The 16,322-nt window shown below is 46.0% G+C and carries 15 protein-coding genes and 2 pseudogenes; 2 read left to right on the top strand and 15 right to left on the bottom strand.

Annotation, left to right across the window (positions count from 1 at the left end; genetic code table 11):
- Nucleotides 1-377: 377 nt before the first annotated feature.
- The 7 genes and pseudogenes from FN782_RS15895 to noc all read right to left on the bottom strand — a co-directional run.
- A pseudogene (locus tag FN782_RS15895) lies at nt 378-473 on the bottom strand (zinc ribbon domain-containing protein); the annotation flags it as partial.
- Between the two features lie 198 nt (nt 474-671).
- Nucleotides 672-1,820, bottom strand: coding sequence for an aminotransferase class V-fold PLP-dependent enzyme (locus FN782_RS15890; protein WP_185956375.1), 1,149 nt, complete (start codon nt 1,818-1,820; stop codon nt 672-674).
- Between the two features lie 22 nt (nt 1,821-1,842).
- A complete protein-coding gene (locus FN782_RS15885; RefSeq protein WP_142506778.1) occupies nt 1,843-2,703 on the bottom strand; it encodes a ParB/RepB/Spo0J family partition protein in 861 nt (286 codons plus the stop codon).
- Nucleotides 2,690-3,433, bottom strand: a pseudogene (locus tag FN782_RS15880) (ParA family protein); the annotation flags it as partial. The gene FN782_RS15885 and the pseudogene FN782_RS15880, both read right to left, overlap by 14 nt.
- Before the next feature lie 136 nt (nt 3,434-3,569).
- A complete protein-coding gene (locus FN782_RS15875) occupies nt 3,570-4,907 on the bottom strand; it encodes a reverse transcriptase/maturase family protein (protein ID WP_142506776.1) in 1,338 nt (445 codons plus the stop codon).
- A 203-nt stretch (nt 4,908-5,110) separates the two neighbouring features.
- On the bottom strand, nt 5,111-5,371 hold the full coding sequence (locus FN782_RS15870; protein ID WP_221930197.1) for a hypothetical protein: 261 nt from the start codon (nt 5,369-5,371) through the stop codon (nt 5,111-5,113).
- A gap of 205 nt (nt 5,372-5,576) precedes the next feature.
- Nucleotides 5,577-6,389 (bottom strand): nucleoid occlusion protein, encoded by an 813-nt coding sequence (noc, locus tag FN782_RS15865; RefSeq protein ID WP_142506774.1) that lies wholly within the window; start codon nt 6,387-6,389, stop codon nt 5,577-5,579.
- A 342-nt stretch (nt 6,390-6,731) separates the two neighbouring features.
- Here noc and FN782_RS15860 point away from each other — a divergent pair, with 342 nt between their 5' ends.
- Both FN782_RS15860 and FN782_RS15855 read left to right on the top strand, forming a co-directional pair.
- Nucleotides 6,732-7,925, top strand: a complete 1,194-nt coding sequence (locus tag FN782_RS15860; protein WP_142506773.1) for a ParM/StbA family protein — start codon at nt 6,732-6,734, stop codon at nt 7,923-7,925.
- Nucleotides 7,926-8,083: 158 nt separating this feature from the next.
- Nucleotides 8,084-9,568 (top strand): hypothetical protein, encoded by a 1,485-nt coding sequence (locus tag FN782_RS15855; protein WP_142506772.1) that lies wholly within the window; start codon nt 8,084-8,086, stop codon nt 9,566-9,568.
- A gap of 50 nt (nt 9,569-9,618) precedes the next feature.
- Here FN782_RS15855 and rsmG read toward each other — a convergent pair whose 3' ends face one another.
- The 8 genes from rsmG to rpmH all read right to left on the bottom strand — a co-directional run bounded on the left by rsmG (nt 9,619) and on the right by rpmH (nt 16,208).
- Nucleotides 9,619-10,341 carry a 16S rRNA (guanine(527)-N(7))-methyltransferase RsmG gene (gene rsmG / locus FN782_RS15850; protein WP_142506771.1) on the bottom strand — a complete coding sequence of 241 codons (723 nt, stop codon included), beginning with the start codon at nt 10,339-10,341 and terminating at the stop codon, nt 9,619-9,621.
- Nucleotides 10,342-10,496: 155 nt separating this feature from the next.
- Entirely contained in the window at nt 10,497-12,386 is a 1,890-nt protein-coding gene (gene mnmG / locus FN782_RS15845) for a tRNA uridine-5-carboxymethylaminomethyl(34) synthesis enzyme MnmG (RefSeq protein WP_246064996.1), read from the bottom strand.
- Between the two features lie 14 nt (nt 12,387-12,400).
- Nucleotides 12,401-13,777 carry a tRNA uridine-5-carboxymethylaminomethyl(34) synthesis GTPase MnmE gene (gene mnmE / locus FN782_RS15840; RefSeq protein WP_142506769.1) on the bottom strand — a complete coding sequence of 459 codons (1,377 nt, stop codon included), beginning with the start codon at nt 13,775-13,777 and terminating at the stop codon, nt 12,401-12,403.
- 129 nt (nt 13,778-13,906) lie between these two features.
- On the bottom strand, nt 13,907-14,542 hold the full coding sequence (gene jag, locus FN782_RS15835; RefSeq protein ID WP_142506768.1) for an RNA-binding cell elongation regulator Jag/EloR: 636 nt from the start codon (nt 14,540-14,542) through the stop codon (nt 13,907-13,909).
- Complete coding sequence (gene yidC, locus FN782_RS15830) at nt 14,539-15,249, bottom strand: membrane protein insertase YidC (RefSeq protein WP_142506783.1); 711 nt, start codon at nt 15,247-15,249, stop codon at nt 14,539-14,541. Before yidC ends, jag begins: the two co-directional genes overlap by 4 nt.
- Nucleotides 15,250-15,366: 117 nt before the next feature.
- Nucleotides 15,367-15,576 (bottom strand): membrane protein insertion efficiency factor YidD, encoded by a 210-nt coding sequence (yidD, locus tag FN782_RS15825; protein WP_142506767.1) that lies wholly within the window; start codon nt 15,574-15,576, stop codon nt 15,367-15,369.
- Nucleotides 15,573-15,947 (bottom strand): ribonuclease P protein component, encoded by a 375-nt coding sequence (rnpA, locus tag FN782_RS15820; protein WP_142506766.1) that lies wholly within the window; start codon nt 15,945-15,947, stop codon nt 15,573-15,575. The genes yidD and rnpA overlap by 4 nt, the downstream gene beginning before the upstream one ends.
- 126 nt (nt 15,948-16,073) lie before the next feature.
- Nucleotides 16,074-16,208 carry a 50S ribosomal protein L34 gene (gene rpmH, locus FN782_RS15815; RefSeq protein WP_108025879.1) on the bottom strand — a complete coding sequence of 45 codons (135 nt, stop codon included), beginning with the start codon at nt 16,206-16,208 and terminating at the stop codon, nt 16,074-16,076.
- Nucleotides 16,209-16,322: the final 114 nt, after the last annotated feature.

Genomic DNA, 16,322 nt, shown 5'->3' with positions numbered 1-16,322 from the left:
CAAACCGTTGTAGGGAGTACGTGCCGAAGCGGGATACGATGAATCAGGAAGAAAACATAGACTCTTTGTAGAGTTTTGTAAGTTTTTCGTAACGGATCACCAGACAATAAGAAACGCAAGGTGATCAAGCTTTTCAAAAACCCGGCATCCTGACCAAGGAGCCGGTTTTTTATTCTTAGGGCGGTGTTGGGGCGGATTATATACTCGCCATACTTTTCTTGAGACTCCACACGGCTGAAGCCGTGGGATTCTTGGGTAGTTAGCCACCCTCAATCCATTTCTGTTTCGGACAACTCCCAAGTTCAGGACTGTCTCATCAGTCCATCCCATGCAGTTAGGCGTGTACCCACATGAGCGGCGTACCTGTTACCAGTACCCTAGGTGGCGAGTCCCGATATCGCCTTACCGATGTTGATCGCCCCATTCAAATCAGCATGACAGGTGTATCCACACTGTTTGCATTGAAACCGTATAGAAGTCTCCAACCTTTTCCACCTTGAGGTTCTGATTGTTGAAGCAACACCATAAATGTTTGATGAAAATCGGTCATAAAAATGATTGAGCCCCTTCCGATACCAACAGACGCTCTTAAGCGCATCCCGGAGGACCTCAACCATATCACGGATCTTAAAATTCATATCCCTTAAACACGTTTTTTAAAGTGACTTCCGTTACAAACCGGAAAAAGCTTTCACGATTTCATCCAACGCCTCAAACAATTGATCCAGATCCTCCTTGGTATTAAAATATCCTGGGCTAACACGAACCGTTCCATGTTGATCCGTTCCCATGGTCTGGTGAGCCAAAGCGGCACAGTGGTATCCGGCACGAACCGCTATTTCATAATGCTCATCCAAGATCATAGCCACTTCCAACGGTTCCACACCATCCACAGTGAAGGAGACAACGGAAACCGAAGGATATTCCGAATTAAAAACACGAACCTTTTCCAACCGCTTTAACCCATCCACCAGATATTGCGTCAGAAGGGATTCATAACGGTGAATTTCATTGATTCCTTTCTCCAGCACAAATTGAATCCCAGCTCCCAAACCAGCGATTCCCGGTGTATTTAATGTACCACTTTCAAAGGCCCCTGGTCGCTCTTCCGGCTGTTGAAAGTCCTCTGAGCGACTCCCCGTGCCGCCGTAGATCAATGGTTGAAGTGGAAGGTCAGGTGCCACATAAAGCCCTCCTGTACCCTGAGGCCCCAATAATCCCTTATGACCCGGAAAAGCCAACATAGAAATCCCCATCGACTCCACGTCGATGGGAACCATACCAGCAGTTTGAGCGGCATCTACCAGCAAGGGAACCCCTTTCTTCTTTGCGATTTCTCCGATTTTTTCAATTGGAATGAGAACCCCGTTGATATTGGATGCATGTGTGCTGACAATTAAGCGGGTATGGGATTGAACGGCAGATTCCAGCCGTTTTAGATCCACCGGTCCCTCTGTTCCAGAAGGGATGTACTCCACTTGAATACCCATATCCTTTTTCATCGCTTCCAGCGGACGGGCAACCGCATGATGTTCCCAGCCGGTTGTAATGACATGATCCCCTTTTCTCAACCACCCTTTTAACGCCAAATTCATGGCATGCGTCCCGTTTTGGCAGAAGATCATATTTTTGGGATCTTGAACATGAAATAACTGTGCCAAAAGCCGACGTGTTTCTTCCACGGTTTGGGCCGCCATCCGGGAAAGTTGATGCCCCCCTCTCCCTGGATTGGCCCCATAATTTTGGAGACAGTCTTTCATTGCTTTGGAGACACTTTCCGGCTTAGGCCACGTGGTTGCGGCGTTATCCAGATAAATCATGATCATTCCTCCATTGCGTCCTTCAATCGGCAAACGAATGTTGAAAGATCTCTATCAAACGCTCCAACTCTTTTTCAGAGTAGTACTCAAACTCTATTCGCCCCTTTTTCTGCCCATGGCGAATTCGAACAGGAGTGCTGAACGTTTCTTGCAACACTTCCTCATACCGTTTCAATTCCAGATTTGCAGCATCACTTTTTTTCTTTTGTTTTTTTCTTTTGCTTTGATTCATTTGTTGTATCCACTCTTCCAACTGCCGAACACTGGCTTGTTCCTTGACCACTTTTTTCGCCAATTTCAACTGCAAATCATGATCCTGAACCCCCCGAAGGGCCCGTGCATGTCCCATAGTCAATGTTCCACGTGAAACATCCTCTTGGATTTTTTGAGGCAACTGAAGCAGACGGAGATAATTGGTCACATGAGGCCGACTTTTTCCCACACGGACCGAAAGCTCTTCTTGAGTGATGGAAAAGTGTTGCATCAACTTCTGATACGCCTGGGCAATTTCTATAGGGTTAAGATCTTCCCTTTGCAAATTCTCAATCAGAGCGATCTCCATCATCTGTTCATCAGAAAAATCCCGAACGACTACTGGTACTTGTTCCAAGCCCGCCTCTTTGGCTGCCCGAAACCTTCTTTCTCCAGCCACAATTTCATAACCTCGGATACTTTTTCGCACCACCAGAGGTTGAACGACTCCATGCTCTTTTATGGATGAAATCAAATCTTCTAGAGCTTTCGTGTCAAAATTTTTCCTTGGTTGATAGGGATTCGGACGCAATTCATCCAATGAAATTTCATTCGTAACATCCTCTTCATCCGCCTGCGCACCAGGAAACAGTGCCCCCAATCCTTTACCCAGTCCTTTATTGCTCACCATTTTGAATCACTTCCTTTGCCAATTCCACATAACATTCCGCACCTCTGGACCGTGCATCATACTCCAGAATCGGGACTCCATGGCTGGGAGCTTCGCTCAGCCGAACATTTCGTGGAATGACGGTTTGGTACACCTTCTGCTGAAAGTATTTTTTCACTTCGTCCATGACTTGAATGGAGAGGTTGGTGCGAGCATCATACATGGTCAATAATACACCCTCAATCTCCAATCGCTTGTTTAAATGTTTTTGTACAATTTTTACTGTATTCAGAAGTTGTCCAAGTCCTTCCAAAGCATAAAACTCACATTGAATTGGAATCAATACAGCATGGGCCGCTGTCAAAGAGTTGATCGTAAGCACACCCAACGATGGGGGGCAATCAATTAGGATATAATCATATTGATCCTGAATCAATTGAAGAGAACGCTTTAACCGATGCTCCCGCGAAAAGATTTGAACCAGTTCAATCTCAGCACCTGCTAATTGAATGGTTGCTGGTACCAAATCCAGACCACTGATGGGGGTTTTCAATAAAACATCCGTCATGGGCAATTCTTCAATTAACACATTGTAAATACATTGGTTGACATCCGCTTTGTTGATTCCCAGACCGGACGTCGTATTTCCTTGCGGGTCAATATCCACAATGAGAACACGCTTTCCTTGCTTAACAAGACTCGCTCCCAAATTTATGGACGTTGTTGTCTTGTAGGGTAGGAACCCAACGCCTTACCACGTTTTCATGGCAGGTTTTTGTGAACCCCCCTCCGAACCGGACGTACACCTTTCGGAGTATCCGGCTCTCCAGCTGTTCCTGAGTCTCTTTTTGCCAGGCAAGAAACGATAAGCCAATCTGCATGCCGCTTTACTCACAGAAATTGGGTGGATCATTCCTCATGACAAGCGGTTCTTGAAAATAGGTTCTCATTCTACGTTTCCCGGATCTGTCTCGATACGGAACACCCAGCAACTTCCGGGTTCCAGTTCCCCCTTTTTGCTGAATTGTTACACCATATTTGTCCATCACTTTTTTGGCCGATGATTTTTCCTTGTGGGCAATCGTTTTGACCAAGCTATGATAATGAAAAAAACGAAACATTCTCAGCTTTGTATTTACATCTGTAGCCAGGCAGTAATAGCAGTAAAGTTGTTTGATTTCATCATGATAGATTTGAATGAGATCCTGAAGAGGCAAATGAACTCTGGCATGGTGATGAACCGGCCTTCCCCTTTTTCTGAACGGTTTCAATTTTTTTCGTATCACATCACTTGGCACCAACAGCTGAACCGATGGCATCGGTGTGTTTTGCCCTGTTTGGGATGGTTTGGTAAACATTGCGATTTCATGCCTGAGAAACTGAACATTGTCTTTTCGGGGATTCTTTAGGGTATTCTGCTGTTTATCATACGCTAAATGAAGGTCGGTTTCGAGAAATATGCAAACCTGGTCCAGCAGCCGTTGGGCCATTGTTTTGGAGTCATGGACAAAAATCATCCATTGGTGCGCATACCGGATATATTGAATGCGTATCTCCTGTGAATGGTTGTACCGATTCACCACTCTCTCAATCCACTGGTCCAATTCATTTAGATAAATATTGACCAATAATGGACCCAGCCCGCTTCTTTGAATTCTTTCTGAACAAGGAGAGGGGATATGGACGCAGCCAGCCTTAAGAAACCTTCGGATCAGTTCTAAAAACCGTCCATCATCCACCCGCTTTGCAATGATTTGGATCAGCAGATGATGATCCATTTGTTCAAAAACGTTTGGAATCGTTCCTTGGATGACCCACTGGGCTCCCTTCCATGTTTTTTTCAAAGTGTAAAGGGCTGTGTGAACACTTCTATTGGGTCTAAAACCGTGTGAAGTATCCAAAAATGAGGGTTCATAGATACTTTCCAAAATTTCCCTTACCACTGCTTGTAGCCATTGGTCTTGAGAATACCGAGGGAAGTGTTTTTTATCCCTTAAAACATTTGACCGGATCGGATGGTATGTTTCATTCCTCAATTTTTGGATAATATGGTGCAAAGTTTCCAGGTAACCATCCACGGTAAAATGCATTCCACCCATTTTCGTACCGACATACCGATAGAAGTCCGGATTGTACAGATAACGGTACAACCGACGGAATACAAAGTGCTCATCATTCCTTGCCTTATGACTCAGTAACGATAAGATAACTTCAGCTTTTTGCATTTCGCATACCTCCGTATCTTATCGTGTGAACAGCCTGTCCTCCTTCGCCATGTGACAAGCTTTCCCTGTCTCGGACTACTACGAGGACTCCGTAACCATAGCAGTTTTTCAACAGCCCGTTGACGAACTGCCTTAGGTTATCTCCGTTTAGGATGTTTGAACATAAAAAAGTGACTTAGGCTCCCGTTCGTTTCTTTCACACATCATGGATGCGTTGGGAAAGGACAGAGAGTATAAAGTTCATGGAAAACAAACGTTATAATCCTTTCCGTATGCGTTTCAACCAGCTTTCGCACACCCCGGCGGTTTGGGCAAAGAAACTGGGTTTCAGGCAATCCAGCCTTGGCCATATCACTTCTTTGGTCTCGCACATCAGACTGTTCGCTGGCTTCCCAGTCTATGTGCTTTACCGGCATGCTATGTTCCCTTGCAGCGTTTCCACCTCCGGTAAGCCGGTTGACCATGGGATTTCTCTCCAATCCCAGCCCTCATCTGGGCAATGTTCAAACTCCCTTACGGACGCACTCCCACTCCGCCTTTTTGATTAGCAATTGCAATAACCCGACTCATACACTCTACACCTCATTCCTAGTTGGCTTTCCATTTGGCAATTGTTCTCCAATATCGATCGATTAACTTTCCTACTTCTATGATGAAATTGTACACCTTTTACTTTGGAATGCGTATAACCACTTCATAAAAATCATCAAATTCTTTTTCATCGGAACGGACGGAAAGACCGCTTTTTTTCACCATATCAACAGACTGCCGGATGGTATTTACAGCAATTCGTACATCTCTGGAAAAAGCTTTCCGTTTTGATATGGATTTGTCTTTTTGATTCCGAACCCTCCAGATCCTCTCTTCCGTTTGCTTTACATTCAGATCTTTTTCAATAATTTCTTTTAGCAGTTTGATTTGAAGTTCTTGTTCTTTCAATCCCAGTAAAGCTCTGGCATGTCGTTCCGTTATCCATCGTTTTTGAACCGCTTCCTGTACCTCTTGTGGCAATTGAAGTAAACGCAGCTTATTCGCAATCGTAGATTGACCTCTTCCCAGTTTTTGTGCCAATCCTTCCTGAGTTAGCCCGTGAAGATGAATCAATTGATGATAAGCAATCGCTTCTTCCAGTGCTGTCAATCCTTCACGTTGCAGATTTTCAATCAAGGAAACAGATGCGGCTTCCGTATCGGACATTTCACGAACAATGGCTGGAATCTTTCTCATCTTCAAGCGTTTTACGGCGCGCAATCTTCTTTCCCCGGCAATCAGTTCATACCCGCCTTGAACCTGACGGACAACAATTGGCTGAATCACCCCATGACTTTGAATGGTTTGACAAAGTTCTTCGATGCGTTCATCATCAAAAACAGTTCGTGGCTGGTATGGACTTGGACGAACCCGATCCACATCCAAATGCTTTACCTCATCACCGTCTGCTTTATCAGCCATACCAAAAAGACGGCCAAAGGGCTCTTTCATCGTTGACACCACCTAAGCCTGAGAGATCGTATCACTTATCTTATATTCGATACCACAGGACTTCACCCTTTTATTTTACAGGAACTGCCGTTTTTCATCCCACGTTTCACGTGAAACATCTATTTCCCCTGCAAAAGGTTATAGTTCTTCCATAAACTTCTCTCCTCCAAAAGGAAACCTTTCTACTAACCCTTCCGTTTAGATGAATGAGCCAAACGGTAGAAATATAGAGTATACCCCTGATCTTAGCCCCTATTTCGGTTGACCCTTTCCAACTCTGCTTGATAGAATCAATGAAGAAGAATATGACGATCTTCGACAAGAAACGGGAGGAACAAAATAATGAGCGAACCGATTTACATAGGAAATGATCAAGGATATTACGGAACCAAAGTTGTAAGTCGTGTAGGAGACAAATTTCTGAAGATGTTTATCCGCAATATGGTGGTTCCCAATCGTGTCGGTGAAATTACCTATAACAATGATCCCCATAACATCATGTACCGTGAAAGAGAAGGGGATCAGGAATGGTTTATCGGAAAGCTGGCCATTGACCAATCCTCGGATGATGAATTGTTTGACTCCCATGAGCGCCGGCTGTTCAGTCCCACCTGGTTCCGCGAAGAGGAATACCTTCACATGTTCCGTGTAAGCACTGGCTTAATGCTTCAAGGAAGCGATCACAGTGAACCCGTCGTATCAGTCGCCCTCCCCACAGACAGCTATATTGACTACAAAGAGGAATTAAAACGCCGTTTGATTGGCAAACACAGTTTTGAAATCAAGCAGGGAAACCTTCCTTATCGGAAAATTGAATTTGAAATCAAACATGAAAACCTTTACGTCATCAGTCAGCCTATGGCTACCCTTTTCCACATTGCACTGGATCGGGAAGGACAACTGTTAAACGAAGATCTCTTTATACAAAAAGTAAGTATTAACGATCTTGGTTTTGGAACATCCGATGTAGAAACCCTTCATGGTGAAACCATTATTAAACGGCAAAGCTTTACATCACGTCACGCCATGCTGAATGTGTATCACTTGCTTTCCAAGCGTCTCACAGAATTTTCCCGCGAAGTGGACCCTGAAAAGCAAGGGAAAGAATATCCCATTTGGAGTCTAAACCGGGTGATCCGATCCGGTGAAATCAGCTTTAAAGGAAAAGTATATGATGTAAGTGAAATTGTGAAAGGTTGTATTCAGGAGATTGGAACCTCTTTGGTAGAAGAAGTGTGGAACCGTCTCGACTACGCCGATGATATCACCTATATCATTTTGACCGGTGGATCATCCATTCCCTTTAAAGCCTATTATCGGGAGCAATTTGGCGACGACAAACTTATTTTTGCCGAGGATTACGGAATTGACGCTCAATTTGCCAATGCTTTTGGACTCTGTAAATTTACTCAATCAAAGTCAAAGACCGTTCCCGTAAAATCACAAAAAGAAGTCACCACTACGATTCAGGAGGAATTTAGTGTTCCCCGTTCCGCAGAAAAGCGGGTCAGTCAGCGAACCGAGCAAAATCAATAAAATATAGATTAAAGCCTAGGGAGAATCCCCCAGGGTCATTGGCCCTGGGGGATTCCATAGCCTTTCCAATCAGATGACCATAGCTTATCCATTACATTCCCCTGGAAATCCGGGAGTCCTGTCAACCCGGAACCACAGGGGGAAAGGAGGGGAACAAAATGGCCTATTCGGGAGATGATTATGATGTAATCATCATAAGTAAAGGATCAGATGGAGAAGAAGCAGCCAAAAGAGCCGCCCAAAATGGAAAACAGGCACTTCTTCTTCAGTTGAGCCCGGGTGCCATCGCCTCCGTTATGTGCAGCGCCTCCCAACATGATTCCCCCCATGGAGTGCGTACCGGTGTTGATACACAGCTTGTCCGCCCGGAAGAGACAAGTGATTGGCCTCCCAGCGTCCGATTTGAAAAAATCAGCTCGGATTCCCATCACTCGGTTTATATTCTTCAAGCACCGGAGCAAGATACAATGGAGACCCCGGACTCCCAGTTCTCTTCTGAACCCGAATCTGTACAATATTCAAGCCAGGATGATAAAGATCAAACGGAATCCGTCATGGATGCAGAAGAACAACCAGAAACAACGGATTATTCCTTTCAGAGAAATCATAGGGAAAACCTGTCACAGTCCGCTTCATTCAATCAACATTCCCAGGAAACAATTCTGCGGGAACGGGATCTGAACACCCGAAAGAAAATCCTGCACCGTTCTGGTTCTCAGTCTGATTCTTGGATAAACCAACAAGCGAATCCACCTGGTGAATCCATCTTTCGGGAACGGGATAAGAAGCTTCGACAACGGTTAAACACGGATCGACGTCCAGCAGACTCCTTCGTTTCATACAAAAAGGAGAAAGACACCGAGCAAACGAAACCATTTCAGGACTCACCCTATACGTTTGCCTCCGAACCGTCTTCGCCAACAAAAAAAAGGGATTCCAGATCAAGCCCTTCATTCAAAAATGACATAGATTCCAAGAATTCATTGGATCAACCGATCCCGATCGATTCAAGACAGGGGAAAAACAAAACAAGTTCTTCCCATAAGGACTCCTTCCATCCCCGTGAATCTCGAACCACTGCACAAGAGACGGATTCACCCCATTCCATGGTTTGGGAATCCGGGAAAAAGAACCAGACAAACAGATCAACGACAAATGAGACCCAAACATTAACTTATGAGCCTTTTCAGGAAAAAGAGAGCAGAAAAAAGCCTCTGTCCAACTTGGGGAATTCTCCAACACCGAAGGAAAAACCACGAACAAATCACCATGATCCAGGGAATCCTTTTTCTCAATCAAAGCCAAAGCCTTTACAAGGACAATTTCCGAAGCATCACACGGATGAAAGGACTCAGAGTCCCTCTCGTGCTTCGAGATCCCATTCCCAACATCGAAATAAACAAAAACCGGAACCCAAGTCAGGTTATCTGAATCAGGAAGCTGCACGAAGCATCCTGAAAAATTCCACAGAGCCCCAAGCAGATAGTTTAAAAAAGGACGATATTAGCATTGAAGATCCATTCGGTCAATCCTTCGACGACTTTTACGAACCTTTTTCCGGAGAAAATCCCCAGGATGAACAATTGGAAAAGAGGAAGTTGGCCCTTCGGGGACTCCACAATCTCATCAATAATCTAGGCTAAAAAAGGCAGCCCTTTGCTGGGCTACCTTTTTTAGCATAACGGATCGGTTGTCAGCTTAACGGCTTTCGGGCAGGAGTTCCTGCCTTTCGGGGAAAGGACCGAGGTGTGGGACGATCCTTTTGAATCAACAACAGATGACGTTCTCCCATGTTTTCCGGCAGTGACATGGATAAGGATTGAATCGATTTTCCTCCCAACTTCTGCACCGCTCCTCTAGCTCCCCTGATTTCCTCTTGCACATCTGGTCCTTTCATCGCTGCAAACCAACGATCCACTCGAACAAAGGGCAAACAATATTCACTCAATATATTCAGCTTAGCCACTGCTCTTGCGGTTGCCAAGTCGAAGGACTCCCGATATGAACGATTCCGGGCTACTTCTTCGGCACGACCATGAAGGGACTCCACAGACTTCAAATGTAAATGATCCACTAATTCCTGCAAAAAAAGCACCCGTTTCTTTAACGAATCCAACAAAACCACGCGAAGGTGAGGATAGGCAATCTTCAAAGGGATTCCCGGAAATCCCGCTCCTGTTCCCACATCAATCACGGATTCCATTTCTGATAATGGTAACTGCGCTCCCAGGGTGAGAGAATCGTAAAAGTGCTTGATATACACTTCTTTTTCTTCGGTAATGGCTGTCAGGTTCAGTTTTTGGTTCCCCTCCATCAACAGGCGATAGTAGAGAGAAAATTGATCCAGCTGTTCCCCTGTCAGTTCCAGATCCAACATTTGCTGAACATGTTCTCCCAGCCAACTTCGGTAAGCCATAAACAATCCCCCTTTGACAAGAAAAAAGAAACCGGATTTAACCGTCAGGGTCAAATCCAGAACTAGTTGAGAAATATCCTTTCGATACAAAAAAGGAAGTGCGAAACTTCCCCAGGTTCCAACCGTTAGAGGGTTTCATTAACCTGCTGTTCCCTCTATGAACCACTGACGCGATGACTACCTCCCTGTTCAATATACACCAGCAGAATGGAGAGGTCAGATGGGTTGACACCGGAAATCCGTGACGCTTGCCCGATGGATAAAGGACGAACTTGGTTAAGCTTTTCCCTGGCTTCCATGGAAATGCCTTTGATTTGATCGTAGTCCACCCATTTGGGAATTTGCTTGTTTTCCATTTTTCGCATTTTGTCCACCTGTTGCAGGGACTTTTTAATATATCCTTCGTATTTCAATTGAATTTCCACTTGTTCTGCCACATCGGAGGCAATCGGTTCTTCAGCCGGGGCGAGTTGTTGGATATGTTCGTATTTGATTTCCGGTCGTTTAATCAATTTGGCCAGCTCCACTGCATTATCCAATTCACTGGAACCGATTTCTCTCAGAAGGGATTGCACCTCAGGAGAGGGTTTCACTTTCGTTTCCCGAAGTCGCCCAATCTCTTTTTCGATTGCTTCTCTCTTCCTTGTGAAGCGGCGATAACGCTCTTCCGTTATCAGACCCACTTCATATCCGATATCCGTCAAACGGAGATCTGCATTATCATGACGTAACAACAGGCGATACTCCGCTCTGGAAGTAAGCAGACGATAAGGTTCATTGGTTCCCTTGGTCACCAGATCATCAATCAACACCCCGATATAAGCCTGTGACCGATCCAAAATAACCGGATCTTTTTTCTGTACTTTTCGAGCCGCGTTGATCCCTGCCATGATCCCTTGGGCGGCAGCTTCCTCATAACCGGAAGTGCCATTGATCTGCCCGGCTGTGAACAGATTTTCCACCCGTTTGGTTTCCAAGCTGGGCCAGAGTTGCGTAGGTACAATCGCATCATATTCAATCGCATATCCGGTTCGCATCATTTCCACATTTTCCATTCCATCGATGGTACGCAGAATGGCTTGTTGCACCTCTTCCGGCAAACTTGTGGACAACCCCTGTACATACATTTCCAATGTATGACGACCTTCCGGTTCCAAAAAAATCTGGTGACGATTCTTATCAGCGAAGCGGACAATTTTATCCTCGATGGAGGGACAATACCGGGGTCCCTGGCCCTCAATCGTACCGGAATACATGGGAGCTCTATGCAGGTTATCCCGAATAAACTGATGTGTATTTTCATTAGTATAGGTCAACCAACAAGGCAGCTGATCTGTGATATAATCCGTCGTCTCATAGGAGAAAGCCCGCGGTTCATCATCTCCCGGTTGAATTTCCATCTGATCGGTATCCACGGTCTGTTTATTTACACGGGGCGGGGTTCCGGTTTTAAAGCGAACGGTTTCAAATCCCAATTCATGAAGGTTTTCAGCCAATCGAATGGCAGGTTGTTGATTATTGGGACCACTTTCATAAGTCAAATCCCCAATAATAATCTTCCCTCTCAAATAGGTTCCCGTCGTTAAAACCACCGTTGTTCCGTATAACGTTGCCCCGGTTCGCGTCACCACTCCCTGGCAAACACCATTCTCCACCAACAGTTTCTCCACCATATTTTGGTGCAAAACCAGATTGGGCTCATTCTCCAAAGCCTTTTTCATCTCCTGTTGGTACAACACCTTGTCCGCCTGTGCCCGCAGAGCATACACGGCCGGTCCCTTTCCGGTATTCAGCATTCGCATTTGAATATGGGTCTTATCGATATTCCGACCCATTTCACCACCCAGAGCATCCACTTCACGAACTACATGCCCCTTGGCAGGTCCCCCGACAGAAGGGTTACAGGGCATATAGGCAATCGTGTCCAGACTTAAGGTGAGCAGTAACGTGGAACACCCCATGCGGGCAGCGGCTAGAGCTGCTTCACAGCCAGCATGCCCGGCACCGATTACAATCACATCAAATTTTTCTCCGGACGTTGGCAATTCCATCCCCTCCTTTATTTCCCCAGACAGAACTGGGAAAAGATTTGATCGATCAAATCTTCTTTCACGGCATCACCGATAATTTCCCCCAAAGACTGCCAGGCATTTTTTAAATCGATTTCGATCATATCCAAGGGAACATCGGCATGAACCCCTTCGATGGCATCCCGAATGTGTTGTTTTGACTGCTTCAAAAGTGAGATATGACGGGCATTGCTCACATAGGTGGCATCGGCAGACGGAGCTTTCCCTTCCATAAACAACTGGGCAATTTCTTCTTCCAGACGATTTAGTCCCTCTTCCTTTTTAATCGACATCCTGACCACAGGGAGATCACCAATCTCCTGTTTTACCTCTTCCAAGTCAAATCCCGGTTCCAGATCTGTTTTATTGACCACCACAATCGTTGTATGTTGGGAAGCCACCTGAAGCAATTTCCTATCATCTTCTGATAACGGCTCGGCATAATTTAGGACCATCAGGACCAGATCCGCTTCTTCCAAAGCCCGGTGAGAACGTTCCACACCAATTTTTTCAACAACATCCTCTGTTTCACGGATTCCTGCTGTATCCACCAACCGCAGAGGAATCCCCCGAACATTGACGTATTCCTCAATCACATCCCGTGTGGTGCCGGGAATTTCGGTGACAATGGCCTTATTCTCATGAGCCAGCGCATTTAAAAGGGAGGATTTGCCGACATTGGGGCGGCCGATAATCACAGTCGCAATCCCTTCCCTGTAGATTTTACCCTGACGGGCCGTATTCAGGAGTTGATCAATCTCCTGTTCAATCTTCTGTGACTTTTCCAGGATGACCTGTGCGGTCAATTGTTCTGCATCATATTCTGGATAATCCACATTCACAGCCAAATGGGCCAATGTCTCCAAAATGTCCTGCCTCAGGCTTTGAATCAGCTGGGACAATCGTCCCTGGGCTTGATGCATGGCAACCTGTGCGGCCCGATCCGTTTTGGATCGGATGAAATCGATCACCGCTTCCGCCTGGGAAAGATCAATCCTGCCATTCAGAAACGCGCGCTTGGTAAATTCACCCGGTTCCGCCGGACGGGCCCCTGCCGCAAATACCGCCTCCAACACGTTCTGAACGGGAATCATGCCTCCATGACAACTGATCTCCACCACATCTTCACGCGTAAAGGTGCGGGGAGCCCGCATCACCGTCACCAAAACTTCATCCACTCGTTCTTTCGTATCCGGGTCCACAATGTGTCCATATTGTACGGTATGACTTTCCACTTCAGAAAGCCTGACTTTTCCTTGATATATCCGATCTGCCAGACGGATCGCCTCCGGGCCACTCATCCGAATGACAGCAATTCCCGCTTCCCCCAACGGGGTTGAGATGGCCGCAATTGTATCTGTGTCCATCCCGCTTCACCTCAATGTTTGTCATTAATCCTTAGGATCTATCCTAAGGTCTAATCTTAGCATACGGTTATTGGAAATCAAATAAAAAAACTCCCCACAGGGAGAGTTTGCAATAAAAGCCGTAACGGATCAGTTTGAACGGTTATCTTTTAACGCCACCACCACTTTGCGCTGGGGTTCTTCACCTTCACTGTAGGTCGTCAAATGTGGATACTTTTGAATCCGGCTGTGAATGATTTTCCGTTCCATAGGGCTCATCGGGTCTAAAACAGTTGACTGTTTCGTTCTTATCACCTTTTTGGCAACCCGGTCAGCCACTTCCTCCAACGTTCGCCGACGTCGTTCACGGTAGCCCTCCGCATCCAGTATAAAGCGGGTATACGGATGGGTATTCCGGTTCGCAACCACATTGGTTAAGTATTGAAGAGCATCCAGGGTCTGACCCCTGCGACCGATCAAAATCCCCAGATCCTCCCCTGTAAAGTTGATCAAGACATGGCTGGATGCCTTGTTCACGTCCATCTCTACAGCTTCAAGACCCATCCGGGGAAGTACATTCTGGAGAAACCGAACAGCCTCATCGGTTGGAGTAGCAAGCAGCTCCACTTCCACTTGGGCCTTCCGGTTTCCGATCAACCCCAAAAACCCCCGGCTGGGTTTTTGCAACACAGTAATACGAACCCCGTCCCGGGTAGCATTTAACCGGTCGAGGGCATGCTCGACGGCCGATTCCACCGTTTTTCCCGTTACGGTTATTTTTTTCAACGGGTTGCACCCTCCCGTTTCGCCTTATATTTATCACCCAGGAAATAATACTGAACCATGGTGAAGAGATTGCTATAGACCCAATACAGAGCCAAAGCCGAAGGAAAGCTGAATGCCAGCACAAAAATCATAATCGGCATCATAAACATAAAGACGCGTGTTTGTGGATTGTCACTCATCCCCATAACCACGGACTGAAGATACGTGGTTAAAGCAGCAACCACAGGTAGGATATAAAATGGATCTGCCTCTCCCAATTGCAACCAGAGGAAACTGGAATCCGCTATGCTTTGATCCCTCATGATAGCCTGGTAAAAGGCAATCAAAATAGGAAACTGGATCAATGTCGGTAAACAGCCTGCCATCGGATTCACATTATGTTTCTGAAAGAGTTTCATCGTCTCTTCCTGCATCTTCTGCTGGTTATTCTTATACTTCTCCCGCAGTTTTTGCATCTCCGGTTGCAATTTCTGCATCGCACGGGAACTCTTCATCTGCTTGAGAGTCAAAGGAAGAACCAACAGACGAATCAGGACGGTGGCTACCAAAATGGCCAAGCCATAGTTTCCCAGCATATCCTGGGTGTAGTCCAACAGCTGTTGCAAAGGGTATACAAAGTAAAGGTCCCAAAAACCTGCCGTTTCCGGGTCGATAGGCTTGTACTGATCCGGATTGGGAGTACATCCCCCCATCACCAGCATGGCCATGATTAATAGCATGACCGGAATTATACGTCGTTTGAACAACAAAGATTCCTCCTTCGAATCATCCGGTTTCGATTGAAGGACCGTATGAAATCAGAGCAAATAATATAAAATTGGCAATCAGGGCACAGGATCATGGCCCCCAGGATGAAACGGATGACATTTGGCGATCCGCTTGATCGTCAGCCAACCACCGTGCAGTATACCATAACGTGAGATGGCCATGTGACCATATTGGGAACAGGTGGGAACAAACCGACAGGTCGGCGGAGTGAGTGGCGAGATAAACCGTTGATAAAAACGGATAAGCAGAAGAGCCATCGATTTCATGGTGATCCTCCCCCATGGTTGTTCTTCTTTCTGTTTTGAAAAAGCCGACTCTTTTTAAAGACATGATGCAGGCTAGATTTCATACGGTGGTAATCCATATCCGCCGCCGGTTTGCGGGCAATCACAATAATGTCAGTTCGTTCTGGAAGAGAATCCATCCATGACCTTGTTATTTCCTTCACCAGTCTTTTAATCCGATTGCGAGTCACAGCATTTCCCACTTTCCGACTGACGGAAATCCCGATTCGAACCGGTCCACCTGTTCTTCGTTCACTCCGGTAAACCACAAACTGGCGGTTGGCCACCGATGTTCCCGTACGGAAAGCACGACGAAAATCTCCTCGTCGCCTTAAACGGTATTCCTTTTGCAAGGAATCCCCCTCCTTTTTCCCGGGACACCGAAATCAATACCAGTATGTATCGGAACGGGCGGGAAATAAACCTCTGTCTATCAGAAATCATCTAATAGGAAAAAAGACCACTTATAAGGAGTGGCCTTATGCAGACAAAATCTTTCTTCCTTTTCGACGACGGTTTTTCAGCACTTTCCGGCCGTTTTTGGTGCTCATGCGCTTCCGAAAGCCATGAACATTCTTCCGGCGCCGGTTGCTCGGTTGAAATGTACGCTTCATATCTTTATCCGGTTTCCATTGACAGCAAGTGATGCAAAACACAGCCTTTCCCTTTAAGAGAAAGCTGGTCCATCTTTCAGCCGCAACAGAGCCGGACTCCCTCCTTTCCAGCCT

This window comes from Melghirimyces algeriensis, assembly GCF_900182565.1.
Taxonomy (GTDB): domain Bacteria; phylum Bacillota; class Bacilli; order Thermoactinomycetales; family DSM-45169; genus Melghirimyces; species Melghirimyces algeriensis.
This window is presented reverse-complemented; position numbering and strand designations above follow the sequence as displayed.

Coding starts and splice junctions, on each gene's coding strand:
- rpmH (WP_108025879.1), bottom strand. CDS start 16,208: ATGAAGCGTACATTTCAACCGAGCAACCGGCGCCGGAAGAATGTTCAT.
- rsmG (WP_142506771.1), bottom strand. CDS start 10,341: ATGGCTTACCGAAGTTGGCTGGGAGAACATGTTCAGCAAATGTTGGAT.
- FN782_RS15875 (WP_142506776.1), bottom strand. CDS start 4,907: ATGCAAAAAGCTGAAGTTATCTTATCGTTACTGAGTCATAAGGCAAGG.
- noc (WP_142506774.1), bottom strand. CDS start 6,389: ATGAAAGAGCCCTTTGGCCGTCTTTTTGGTATGGCTGATAAAGCAGAC.
- FN782_RS15855 (WP_142506772.1), top strand. CDS start 8,084: ATGGCCTATTCGGGAGATGATTATGATGTAATCATCATAAGTAAAGGA.
- FN782_RS15870 (WP_221930197.1), bottom strand. CDS start 5,371: ATGGTCAACCGGCTTACCGGAGGTGGAAACGCTGCAAGGGAACATAGC.
- yidC (WP_142506783.1), bottom strand. CDS start 15,249: ATGGCCATGCTGGTGATGGGGGGATGTACTCCCAATCCGGATCAGTAC.
- FN782_RS15885 (WP_142506778.1), bottom strand. CDS start 2,703: ATGGTGAGCAATAAAGGACTGGGTAAAGGATTGGGGGCACTGTTTCCT.
- FN782_RS15860 (WP_142506773.1), top strand. CDS start 6,732: ATGAGCGAACCGATTTACATAGGAAATGATCAAGGATATTACGGAACC.
- yidD (WP_142506767.1), bottom strand. CDS start 15,576: ATGAAATCGATGGCTCTTCTGCTTATCCGTTTTTATCAACGGTTTATC.
- mnmE (WP_142506769.1), bottom strand. CDS start 13,777: ATGGACACAGATACAATTGCGGCCATCTCAACCCCGTTGGGGGAAGCG.
- FN782_RS15890 (WP_185956375.1), bottom strand. CDS start 1,820: ATGATTTATCTGGATAACGCCGCAACCACGTGGCCTAAGCCGGAAAGT.